An 11606-nucleotide genomic window follows, 5' to 3' on the forward strand; every position below is an offset into this window, starting at 1 on the left:
GATTAGAGACCATGAAAACAGCTGCTACCTGGTTCAAAGGTTGGCGTATGAAGCGCAAATTTGTACGCCTCGTAGAGAACACCGACCCCCGTCTGCTTCTGGATGCAGGCGTTTCGCCGGAAGTTGTTGAAGCAAGACTTCGGACACCGTTCTGGAAGTTTTGACTGCCGCTTTTTGTTGGGCGGAAAAGAGAAGGCCGGAGCAGTGAATTTGCCTCCGGCCTGATTCCTTTGCCCAATACCCCCGGATATTCACATTTTTTCTGAGCGCATATCCAGAATCCAGTTCACCAGTTTTCTTGCCTCTTTCTCACTCACTTCTGCACGGGCATCCATCTCGGGCATTTCCGCTGAGCCCCAGTGATCCTCACCGCCCGTAAGAACGACCTGAACAAGTCGGTCTGCATCGTCCTTGGTATATTTCTGGGCGATGCTCTGGAAGGAGGGCGCACGGGGAACCTCTTCACTGGTGGTATGACAAGCCATGCATTGTTTTTCTTCAGCCAGTTTCATAGTGCCTTTTCCGTGGGAGTCAGCCAGTACCGTCACTGAGCCAAGGGAAAGGCAAACGCAGCCTGCCAGCGCGATTGATAAGTTGGTCCGTTTCATATCTGCTTCCTTTCGTTTAATCCTGGTTTAATCGTCCGAGATTACTACCAATGGTATTGACCAAGACTGCGACCTCTTGACTAAAATTAGATCAGGAACCCCCGTTATTCCAGCCGGTGCCGCCATCCAACCTGACTGTGTTAGGCTTTTGGAGGTTATGACAGGGAGCTAGCGAACCCGAACCTCTGACAAGGTAAAAGGAGTACCTATGCAGCCGGCGCCGGCGTCACCTATTGCGACCTTTGCCGCCCGTGCAGTTATGCTCGCCGTGGTGTGGTGGATGTTAACCGTTGGGGACCCCTCGGCCTGGGGATTCGGCGCGGTAGTGATTGCATTGGTCGCCGCATTATCCGTGCTGCTGTTTCCCCCTTCCATCCATCGGCTTCGACCGCTGGGACTGTTGCAGTTTATGGCCTACTTCCTCGGCCATTCCGTGATCGCCGGCGTTGATGTGGCGAGGCGTCTGCTGACACCGTCACTGCCCATCAAACCCGGAGAGATCACGCTCTCCCTCCGTCTGCCGGAAGGCGGCCCTCGCTGGTTGCTTGCAAACACCCTGTCGCTGATGCCGGGAACTCTCAGCGTACACCTGGAAGAGAACCAGCTGACCGTCCACTGCCTGGATACCAGTGATGCGATCGAACCTGGCGTTCGTCAGGCTGAGTTTCAGGTCGCACGAGCCTTTGGAATCACGCTTGATCCGCCGGAAGGAGTCAGAGCATGACCGTGGTCCTGTTGGGCGTTGCTGCCTTTCTTCTGCTCACGTTGCTCCTTGCCCTGATCCGTATCTGGCGTGGTCCGGAGGCAGCAGACCGGATGCTGGCGTCCCAGTTATTTGGCACCACCGGCGTTGCCTTGTTGCTGGTACTGGCATATGCCCATTCGTGGCCGGCGCTGATGGATGTGGCGTTGATCCTTGCCGTATTGTCGGTTCTGGCCGTGGCAGCCTTTGTCACCCGAGTGGTCAGGATTGACCGGGAAGACACGGCAGAGGAGTCGGGCAATGCTGAGTCCAGGGAGGAGCCCCATGTTTGACGGATTGGTGATTGCGGTTCAGTTGGTTCTGCTGGTCGCGGGCTGCGTGTTTTTTGCACTGGGCAGTCTTGGTCTTTTCCGTTTCCCCGATACCCTTACACGTATTCATGCGCTGACCAAGGCAGATAACCTGGGGTTGGGCTTCATTGTGCTGGCGTTACTGCCTCTGGCGCCTTCTTTTGCCGCCGGCTTCAAGACACTGCTGATCTGGGTTGTGGCATTGGCAGCCAGTGCCACCTCTGCGCATCTTGTAGCGCGGGCGGTACGGGGCAATACCTCAGGCGGCCCCAGGACAGAGGACGATGATGGCTGAATGGTTGCTGGATGTTCTGCTTGTCATAGCTCTGTTGGTAACGGCCGGGAGCGTCCTGTGGTCCCGTGACCTGTTCCGGGCTGTTGTCTTCTTTATTGCTTTCGGTTTGCTGATGGCCCTGGCCTGGGTACGCCTGCATGCACCCGATGTTGCGCTTGCCGAAGCAGCCATTGGGGCCGGACTGACGGGGGTGCTGCTGTTGGACGCTGCCCGCCATCTTTCGAACGGCAAGTCCGGAGGCGATGACAACAAGGAAGAACCGTCATGAAACGCATTCTGACCCTGTTGCCTGCCACCGCGGTTTGTCTTGCTTTTGTGTCTGGCCTGGCCTATTCGATCTGGCAGATTGCGATAACCACCACATCGGTCGATTTGCCCGGTTTGCTGGGAGAAAACCTTGACCAAAGTGGTGTCGAGAACCCGGTCACCGCGGTGCTTCTTAATTTTCGAAGCTACGACACGCTGCTTGAAATCGGTGTCCTGGTGATTGCCGGCATTGCCGGGATCTCAGTGGCCAGGACTTCATCGCTGGAAGATCCGGAGCTTCGAACCTCGGATACCTTGTTGTATGCGCTTCAACGTTGGTTAATCCCACTGATGCTGTTGCTGGCCGGATATCTGCTGTGGGCCGGGTCCGATCGGCCCGGCGGCGCCTTTCAGGCCGGAGCCGTTCTGGCGGCGAGCGGGGTTCTGATGCGACTCGGCGGCATTCCGATGGACTTTCTGCGCCCGGGCATAATGCTTCGGCTCGGACTTTCACTGGGTTTCGCCGTGTTCCTTCTTGTTGCTGTCACCAGTGCTCTGCACGGAGGCGAGTTCCTGGCGTACCCTCCCGAATTGGCAAAGACTCTTATCGTTGTCATCGAGACGGTTCTGACGCTCTCCATTGCCATGGTACTGCTCGCGCTGTTTGTCTCCGCTCCGGTCAATAACGCAGAGGAACCGGAAGAGGGCGGTTCCGGATGACGCCTTCCTTGTTGTACGCCTTCGCAGGAGCCGCTTTGTGCGGCATTGGCCTATTCGGTTTTATCGTAATCTCGCACCTGTTGCGTAAGCTGCTGGCTTTCAATCTCATGGGTTCCGGAGTTTTCCTGGTATTGGTCGGCCTCGCCCAGCACCGCTCCGGACCGGATCCGGTGCCCCAGGCCCTGGTGCTCACCGGCATCGTGGTTGCCATTGCTGCCACCGCACTGGCAGTGGTCTTGATCCGGCGCTATTTCCATCTCTCCGGAAAGACCGCTCTTGAAGATCCTGCCCGGGACACTCTCCCGCACCAGGGGCCTCGCGAGGTCCGGGAGGCTCCACGCGAATGACCCTGTGGTTGATGGCCGGGCTGTTGTTTACGCCGCTTGCCTGGGCAGTCCTGACACTACTGGCCGGATTCAGGCGGGGCCGGGTAGTAACGTGGCTTGGAATAGCGATTCAGGTATTGGTATCACTGGCGCTCTGGGCGGTTGTTGTCAGAGACGGAGGCTTTCAGTATCCGCTGGGTGGCTGGCAGGCGCCCCTGGGTATAGAGCTACGGGTGGATGGCCTGGCGGTGACGTTTGTTCTGCTGACCGCGCTGGTGGCTGCGGCCTCCGGGCTGCACGCAGGCTTCTACCTGGATCCGGATAAACAGTGGCACCGGTATTTCTGGCCGCTGTTCTGGTTTCTCTGGGCTGGCCTGAATGTCGTCTGGCTGGGCAACGATCTATTCAACCTGTACGTGGGCCTGGAGCTGATAAGCCTGTCGGCGGTTGGCCTGGTTGCGCTTGGCGGGCAGTCGGAAGCCTTAAGGGCTGCTCTTCGTTACCTGATGGCCGCTTTGCTGGGTTCCCTGGCTTATTTGTTGGGCGTCGCTCTGTTCTATGGTGAGTTTGGCAGCCTCTCGCTCTCGGGAATTGCATCCGCATTGGGTCAGGACAGCTCCGGGGATGGCACTGGTTTCGCCCTGGTACTGATGCTTTTTGGTCTAGCTCTGAAAACAGCGCTGTTTCCGATGCACCGCTGGTTGCCACCGGCTCACGGTATCGCGAGATCTCCGGTCAGCGCTCTGCTGTCAGCACTGGTGGTGAAAGGGTCGTTCTATATCGCGGCACGGCTCTGGCTCGAACTGGGTGCCCCCCTGGGTTCACTTGCCCTCGCTCAGTTGCTCGGATTACTGGGAGGTATGGCGGTGTTCTGGGGTGGTTGGCAGGCGTTGCGGCAGCGGAAGCTCAAGCAGGTTGTGGCGTACTCGTCGGTCGCGCAGATCGGTTACCTGTTCCTGTTGTTCCCGCTGACCTGGAATACCACGGAGGCCGCGGCACTTCAGGCACAACAGGCCATGACCCTGCAGGTGATCAGCCACGCCCTCGCCAAGGCAGCGATGTTTCTCTCCGCCGGGAATCTGATCATGTCGGTAGGTAGCAATCGGGTGAATGCGCTGGCCGGAGTCAGCCATTTTCTGCCGTTTTCCCTGTTTTCGTTTGGCCTGGCAGGGGTATCGCTAATGGGCTTGCCACCGACCGGCGGTTTCGCCGCAAAATGGCTATTCCTTCAGGCAAGCCTCGCCACCGGCCAATGGTGGTGGCTGGTGGTGCTTCTGGGTGGCGGATTATTGTCTGCTGCCTATGTATTCCGGGTGTATCGAGCCTCATTTGTCGAAGACTCCAATATCGATCATTTCTTTCATCCTGCCCGGCGCCTTGAGATCATCCCGATGATTTTGGCGCTGCTTTCCCTGGGACTTGGCCTGATGGCCGAGCCGGTACTTTCCGTGATGGCCCTGACGTTCGCCAACGGGGAGGGCACATGACTACCGGCGCCTTGCTACCGGTTTTTGCACTGATGACCTCCCTTACTGCGGCCGTCATCATTTTCACCTTGCCCGAACAAAAGCACCAACTCCGAACCGCCGTAAACCTTATCGCCGCAGTACTGAAGCTCCTGCTGGTCGGCCTGATGATCTGGGGTGTGTTTCAGGGCAGGGAGTACGGGATTTCTTTCCCCATGATCCCAGGGGTGGAATTCGTGCTCCGTGCGGACGCCCTCGCCATGTTGTTTGCGGGACTGTCTGCATCATGGTGGCTGCTGACCACGGTTTATGCGGTGGGTTACCTGGAAGACTCCCCGAATCGAAGTCGATTCTTCGGTTTTTTCAGCCTGTGCGTAGCCAGCACCATGGGGATCGCCCTGGCGGGCAACCTGTTCACCTTCTTTCTTTTCTACGAGATGCTCACGCTCTCCACCTATCCTCTGGTGGTACACCGCGGAACCCAACAGGCATTGCGGGCCGGGCGCACCTACATTATCTACACGCTCACCGGAGGCGCGGTTCTGTTGTTCGGGATCGCCATGCTCCACGGTTTTTCCGGTGACCTGCCGTTCCGGCCGGGCGGTCACTTTGCTGATATGTCACCGGATCTGCAGGCGCCCCTGACACTTGTTTTCGTGATTCTGATTGCCGGTTTAGGCGTAAAAGCCGCCATAGTGCCGCTGCATGGCTGGTTGCCAACGGCCATGGTGGCACCGGCGCCGGTCAGCGCGCTGCTGCATGCCGTGGCTGTGGTAAAAGCAGGGGCTTTCGGCATTGTCCGGGTGGTGTTCGAAATCTACGGCCTGGAAACAGCAAATGCGTTGGGTTTGTTATGGGGATTGGCCGCCATTGCTGCGTTCACGATCATCTATGGCTCTGCAAGGGCGCTGAGTCAATCCGACCTGAAACGACGACTGGCGTTCTCAACCGTCAGTCAGGTGTCTTATATCATTCTGGGACTTTGTTTGGCCGGGCCGGTGGGCGTAGCCGGCGGCCTGGTCCATCTGGTTCATCAGGGCGTCATGAAGATCACACTGTTCTTCTGCGCAGGCAACTACGCCGAAACACTGGGCATACACCGAATCGATGAACTTGACGGTGCGGGGCGGCGGATGCCGGGTACTTCTGTGGCTTTCACCCTTGCCGCGTTCGGCATGATCGGAACACCACCACTGGCGGGATTCATCACAAAATGGACCATGGGAACCGGAGCTCTAGCAGCTGGCATGGATTGGGTGATTGCCGTGCTGGTGATCAGTAGCCTGCTCAACGCCGCGTACTTTTTGCCGGTACTGAACAGAATATGGTTCCGCGAGCAGAAAAACGCGTGGCCCGAGGAACGTCAATGGGGCCGCTTTGAAACCAGCGCCTGGCTGCTATGGCCCCCGCTGATTACTGCCGGCTTCCTCGTGCTGGCCGGCTTGTTGGCCTCGGCTTCGTTCAGCCCGTTGGGATGGGTCGAACTGATTGTGGCAAGGGAGGTGGACCTGTGATGATTGCCTCTCCACTAATGCTGATGACCGTGATTCTCCCTCTGGCCTCTCTTTTCCTGGCCATCAGGCCCCAGTGGCAGACAATTTACCGGTACAGCCTGCCACTGCTGCCACTTCCGGCAATACTGGCGGGTCTGATGGCCGAACTCCATCACTGGCTGGAGCTTCCCTGGTTACTTATTGGCGGGCTTTGGGGGCTGGATGAGCTACGGCAGACCTTCCTTCTGCTCACGTCTGTGCTCTGGGCAACGGCCGGTATCTTTGCGGTTGGCTACCTGGAGACACGGAAACTACGCCCATTCTGCTTGTTCTGGGCCCTCACGTTAACGGGCAACCTGGGCCTGATAATCTCTGTGGATCTTGCCAGCTTCTACAGTTTTTTTGCCCTCATGACCTTCGCCGCCTATGGGCTCGTAGTCCATGAGCGTACCGACGAAGCCAACCGGGCAGGGCGGGTCTACCTCGCCATGGCCGTGGCAGGCGAGATGGCCCTGCTCACCGGTCTGCTGATGGCGGCCCATCAGGCCGGCAGCACATTGCTTACCGAGCTGCCCGGAGCCATTGCAGAATCGGACCGGAGCGGAATGATCATCGCCTTGCTGGTCTCCGGCTTCGGCGTCAAGGCGGGGCTTCCGTTTCTTCACTTCTGGCTGCCACTGGCACATCCGGTCGCGCCAACACCGGCCAGTGCCGTGCTCAGCGGTGCAATGATCAAGGCAGGATTACTTGGCTGGCTCGTTACGCTGCCTTTCGGCGAACTGTCGTTGCCAGCCTGGAGCAATACGCTCGTGGTTCTTGGTGCGATCGGAGCGCTCGGCGGCGCAGCACTCGGTTTAAAACAGGTTCGCCCGAAAACCGTTCTGGCTTATTCGAGCATCAGCCAGATGGGGCTGATTACCCTGATGGTTGGCGCCGCTATGGCAAATATGGAACAGGCGGCAACGCTTTTCTCTGTCATCGCCTTGTATGCGTTACACCATGGCCTGGCCAAAGGGTGCCTTTTCCTTTCCACGGCAGTGGAGCTGCCAACACAACGCCGGTTCCGGTGGACTTTGTGGTTGCTAATAGCATTACCCGGTTTTTCACTCGCGGGCCTGCCGTTTACCAGTGGTGCAGCCGCCAAACTCGCCATGAAGGCTGAATTGAAGCTTGAACAGTATGATTTCGCCGTGGCGGAATACTTACCCCTGATAATGACCGCCGGGGCTGTTGCCACCATGCTCCTGATCTGGCGATTTATCTGGACGCTCCATCAAAGCGCTCGGAGAGGGCATAACCATCCTTTCAAATGGCTGGGCTGGGTGGCAGCAACGGTTTGCAGCCTCGTGGGATTCTGGTTTTTACCTGGAGCCCGATCCGAGGCAGGACATTCGTGGTTCGTGCTGACACCAGGTGAACTCTGGAGCCTGTGCTGGCCAATCGTGGTCGCAACGGCGATAGCTGCGGTGGGGTGGTTTACCAGGGGACGTAATGGCTCCGATCTTGGCTGAGTCTGGCGCTGTTTGTGGTGATTAAACTTTCCCGTGAAACTCATGAAGTTTAGACAACAAGCATATAGGAAAGGTTTCCAGATGGTTCGTCAGTATTATTTACATGTTGTGATTGTCCATCCATCTCCTTCTCTCCTAATTACACTAACAAAAAACATTTTCTTAAAAATGGCCCTTTTTTTGCTGTACTAAGCTTTGTAACTAAATCAAAAGGGGCTTTCCAATGAAAAGAGCAAAAACCACGTTTCTGGCATCACTATCGATTTTCTTGTCGGCTACAACAGTGAACGCAGCACCAATTACGATCGATTTCAACGACGGGACTGCTGGTAGCTCGGTTGGTGAGTTTTACGCGGGGTTGGGTGTGACGTTTTCCAACGCGACATGGACGTCAACATTAGGAGATCCACTGGCTATCTACTCAAGCTCTGACACGTTCCGACCAAAAGCCGACAATCCTATAATTGCCACTTTTTCGTCGGCCGTCTCGTTTGTATCAATTTTCGGGAGGGATGTTGGTGGGAATGGTATTCGGATTGATGCTTACGACTCCCCAGTAGCTGGAAACTTGGTCGATTTTGACGAGTTTTTCGGAACGGGAATCGGAGTTGGAACCGAAGCCACTATCGCTGCAAGCGATCCCTCAATTTGGCGTGTCGAGTTTTACCAGCCGGATTCAATTGTTGCAGGTGAGGGTATGGTGTGGGACAACTTCACTTTTGATAGCGATGCGGTGGCGTCGGTACCGGAACCCGGTACTCTCGCACTCTTAGGTATCGGTCTTGCCGGAATGGGAGTGGCGAGACGCAGATGGAATGCTTGAGCCACAGACACTTCTCTGTCTTTTGATCACCAAATTCCGGCATCTTGCCGAACAGGCGGGTAGCTAGAAGCCCTCTTGCTTGTTACAGATTACAGCAGCCTCTGTGTCGCGATCTGAGGCTGATTTCCCGCAAGCCAGGAAGACTGTCTTGCCATCAGCATTTGTTTAGTGGGATTTATGGGAGCACTTACCGCTTTTAACATAATATACATTATGCGCAGTACCGGATTGGCGCAGCTAAAAATCAGGGCACCACACACCTTCCCAAAAATCTATAGAGAACGATAGCTCAAGCCACATTCTTCAGACCTACCAACAACCGCCGGGGTCAGATCGGGGTCAGATGAATGCTTTCATCTGACCCCTTATTATTCTCCGCAGCGAACTCGGTGCATTGTCGCTATTTCGAACCCTGATGAACCCTGGTACCAAAGCTTCCATTTCATCTTCCGCTCCCATCTCACAAGTCGCGTAAGTCCGGGGTCAGATGAAAGATTTCATCAGACCCCTTTTCCTGGAACAACCCCCCGGACAAACCCCGAGCTGAAGAAACACCGAAGTGCATCAATCCACCATGACCAGCGATCCCGACACCGGGGTCAGATGAAAGCATTCATCTGACCCCTTTTTAGAATCCCCGCAAACGCTCGACGGTCGAACGCACCTCGATACGACAAAAGCGCGTTCAGTTTTTCAAACGCAAAACCAAACCACCAAACAGTTCAGTTACACCAAACAGATATTAAGGTAACATTCTGATTTCAAGAGGATATACATAATGTCCAATATTTAGGAGTATTGGACATTGGGCGGCATTTTAACGCCCTGAACCCACCATCAGAAAGACCCTCGCATGACCTCCAAAGCCAGATTCCCCGGTTTTCCAGTATTCGATACCGCCGAACTCATCCATGAACAGGCCGATCTCGAGCTCTATCCAGACTTGCGTGCCGCTTTGGCCTCCCTGCCAGTTGACCACGATGCGGCTCTTGAAGACTTCCAGATCGCTCACAGATTTCTGGTCAAATACAGCGATGTATCAGGCACTTACAACCGCTTTCGAAGCGAGATTCAGAGGTTTCTGAATTACACCTGGTTGGTCGCAAAGCGTCACCTATCCCAGGCGGACACCGACCTGGTAAGCAGTTATTTCTCCTTTATAAAGACGCCACCCGCAGGCTGGGTGTCCCGGGGGATCTACCCGGCCTTTATCGCCAGTGCTGACCTGCGGCGTTTCAATCCCCATTGGCGCCCAATGGCCCTGCGGTCCAAGGACACGAACACGCCCTATTCCGTATCCCAGGCCAGCCTCAACGCCAGTCGCACCGCCTTGCAAACGTTCTTCAAGTACCTGGTCAGTCGCGATTACCTGCAACGAAACCCACTGCTGGATGTTCGCAAACGGGATCGGAATGCCAAGCCAAACCTGAACCAGGACCGCGATGCCGAGGTGCGGCGGCTCACGGACTGGCAATGGTCCTACCTGCTGGAAACGCTGACCGAACTGGCCAGCGCCGATGCCAAGTTCGAACGTCATCTTTTCGTGATCGTAACGATGAAAAGCCTGTTTCTGCGCGTCAGCGAATTAGCCCCAAGACCTGTCGACCGGGGCCAGATGCGAACGCCCACCTTTGGCGATTTCAGACGAACCATCGTCGATGGCGAGCCCTACTGGGTTTATTCGGTTTTCGGTAAGGGCGACAAGACGCGTCAGGTTACTCTGCCTGATGCCTACCTTGATTACCTGAAACGATGGCGATTACATCTGGGACTCACCTCCCCCCTGCCCGTTCCCGGCGAATCCACACCGATCCTTCCTTCCAAAAAAGGAGATGCGATTGGTAAAAGGCAGGTTCAGCGGATCTATGAGCAGGCCATGGTCGGCACTGCCGATCGAATGGAGCGAGAAGGTTTTAGCGATGAAGCCAAACAGATGCTGGCGATCCGATCCGAGACCCACTATCTTCGGCATACCGGTGCCAGCCAGGCGATAGAGGCCGGTGGCGATATCCGGCACATCAGCGAAGAGCTCGGACACGCCAATGCTACTTTCACCGAATCGGTTTACGTGAATTCCGAGCAGGTCAGAAGGCGCACCGAGGGCCGACGCCGACTGGTCTGAAGTAACACAGGGAACTTGAATATGTTGGAAAATCTGGCCTTGTTGCCGGAAAACTTTTCAGTACCGGGGTCTATGTTTCGGTTATTGGTGAGCACGGCTCTCTTGGTCGTTGCCATTATTATCCTGCGAACCCTGACCGCCCGATTCATCCGAAAGAACGTGACTTCCTCAGAACTGCGTGGAAGGTTGCTGGTTAACTCCCGCAACGGGTTTCTGTTGCTGGGGATACTGGGCCTTGCGCTGATCTGGGGAGATCAGATCCGGGCCCTGGCACTGTCCATCGTCGCCATCGCCGCCGCTGTTGTCATTGCGACCAAGGAATTGATTCTGTGCATGTCCGGCTCGATTCTCAAAGGTGGCGCCAGGTCGTTCAATCTGGGAGATCGCATTCAGGTGAAGGATTTTCGTGGCGACGTGATCGACCAGACGCTCCTAGCCACAACGATCATGGAGGTCGGCCCTGGCAAGACGGGCCATCATCGTACGGGCCGCATGGTTGTAATACCCAACTCACTGTTTGTGTCAGAACCTGTTATCAACGAGAGTTTCACCGACAACTGGGATTTTCACGCTTTCACTGTACCGTTCAAGCGGGAGGACGACTGGCCTGCAGCCCAGCAAGCCCTTCTCGAATCGGCCAGGCGCCAATGCGAGCCTTACCTGGAAACTGTCCGGAAATACATGAACAAGGTTGGTATTTCGCGCGGGCTGGAGGTGCCGTCCGTAGACCCGAAGGTCAGCATTCAGGTCCCGGCGGCCGGGGAAATCCATCTTATCGTCCGACTACCCGTGAAATCCGGGCAGCGGAGTCATGTTGAGCAGGCCATTCTCTCAGAGGTTTTCGCCAACCGAGCGTTTTCTGGCAAGAACGCCTGAGAATCCCGAATTCACTGTTGCGGCCTTTAGGCACTCTCCATCCAGACTTATCAGTTCGCGGAATTGC

General features: G+C 56.1%; 13 protein-coding genes. 12 read left to right on the plus strand and 1 reads right to left on the minus strand.

What is annotated here, in order from left to right:
* Nucleotides 1–251 precede the first annotated feature (251 nt).
* Nucleotides 252–608, minus strand: coding sequence for a c-type cytochrome (locus tag BM254_RS16160; protein WP_092006164.1), 357 nt, complete (start codon nucleotides 606–608; stop codon nucleotides 252–254).
* A 259-nt stretch (nucleotides 609–867) separates the two neighbouring features.
* Between BM254_RS16160 and BM254_RS16165 the strand changes: the two genes are divergently transcribed.
* The 12 genes from BM254_RS16165 to BM254_RS16220 all read left to right on the plus strand — a co-directional run bounded on the left by BM254_RS16165 (nucleotide 868) and on the right by BM254_RS16220 (nucleotide 11539).
* Nucleotides 868–1332: a Na+/H+ antiporter subunit E gene (locus tag BM254_RS16165; RefSeq protein WP_281248077.1), complete on the plus strand. Its 465-nt coding sequence runs from the start codon at nucleotides 868–870 to the stop codon at nucleotides 1330–1332.
* Nucleotides 1329–1643 carry an MrpF/PhaF family protein gene (locus BM254_RS16170; RefSeq protein WP_092006169.1) on the plus strand — a complete coding sequence of 105 codons (315 nt, stop codon included), beginning with the start codon at nucleotides 1329–1331 and terminating at the stop codon, nucleotides 1641–1643. Before BM254_RS16165 ends, BM254_RS16170 begins: the two co-directional genes overlap by 4 nt.
* Nucleotides 1636–1956, plus strand: coding sequence for a cation:proton antiporter (locus BM254_RS16175; protein ID WP_092006172.1), 321 nt, complete (start codon nucleotides 1636–1638; stop codon nucleotides 1954–1956). The genes BM254_RS16170 and BM254_RS16175 overlap by 8 nt, the downstream gene beginning before the upstream one ends.
* Nucleotides 1946–2224 carry a Na(+)/H(+) antiporter subunit B gene (locus BM254_RS16180; RefSeq protein ID WP_092006175.1) on the plus strand — a complete coding sequence of 93 codons (279 nt, stop codon included), beginning with the start codon at nucleotides 1946–1948 and terminating at the stop codon, nucleotides 2222–2224. Before BM254_RS16175 ends, BM254_RS16180 begins: the two co-directional genes overlap by 11 nt.
* Nucleotides 2221–2922, plus strand: coding sequence for an MnhB domain-containing protein (locus tag BM254_RS16185; RefSeq protein WP_092006177.1), 702 nt, complete (start codon nucleotides 2221–2223; stop codon nucleotides 2920–2922). Before BM254_RS16180 ends, BM254_RS16185 begins: the two co-directional genes overlap by 4 nt.
* Nucleotides 2919–3269 carry a cation:proton antiporter subunit C gene (locus BM254_RS16190; protein ID WP_092006180.1) on the plus strand — a complete coding sequence of 117 codons (351 nt, stop codon included), beginning with the start codon at nucleotides 2919–2921 and terminating at the stop codon, nucleotides 3267–3269. The genes BM254_RS16185 and BM254_RS16190 overlap by 4 nt, the downstream gene beginning before the upstream one ends.
* Nucleotides 3266–4735 (plus strand): complex I subunit 5 family protein, encoded by a 1470-nt coding sequence (locus BM254_RS16195; protein ID WP_217647767.1) that lies wholly within the window; start codon nucleotides 3266–3268, stop codon nucleotides 4733–4735. Before BM254_RS16190 ends, BM254_RS16195 begins: the two co-directional genes overlap by 4 nt.
* Complete coding sequence (locus BM254_RS16200; protein ID WP_092006183.1) at nucleotides 4732–6228, plus strand: complex I subunit 5 family protein; 1497 nt, start codon at nucleotides 4732–4734, stop codon at nucleotides 6226–6228. The genes BM254_RS16195 and BM254_RS16200 overlap by 4 nt, the downstream gene beginning before the upstream one ends.
* Before the next feature lie 17 nt (nucleotides 6229–6245).
* Nucleotides 6246–7718, plus strand: a complete 1473-nt coding sequence (locus BM254_RS16205; protein WP_217647768.1) for a complex I subunit 5 family protein — start codon at nucleotides 6246–6248, stop codon at nucleotides 7716–7718.
* Nucleotides 7719–7941: 223 nt separating this feature from the next.
* A complete protein-coding gene (locus BM254_RS17920; RefSeq protein ID WP_092006189.1) occupies nucleotides 7942–8541 on the plus strand; it encodes a PEP-CTERM sorting domain-containing protein in 600 nt (199 codons plus the stop codon).
* A gap of 853 nt (nucleotides 8542–9394) precedes the next feature.
* Nucleotides 9395–10663, plus strand: coding sequence for a tyrosine-type recombinase/integrase (locus BM254_RS16215; RefSeq protein ID WP_092006192.1), 1269 nt, complete (start codon nucleotides 9395–9397; stop codon nucleotides 10661–10663).
* A 21-nt stretch (nucleotides 10664–10684) separates the two neighbouring features.
* Entirely contained in the window at nucleotides 10685–11539 is an 855-nt protein-coding gene (locus BM254_RS16220; RefSeq protein ID WP_175497291.1) for a mechanosensitive ion channel domain-containing protein, read from the plus strand.
* The last annotated feature ends 67 nt before the right edge of the window (nucleotides 11540–11606 follow it).

Source organism: Marinobacter pelagius (genome assembly GCF_900114925.1).
Taxonomy (GTDB): Bacteria; Pseudomonadota; Gammaproteobacteria; order Pseudomonadales; family Oleiphilaceae; genus Marinobacter; species Marinobacter pelagius.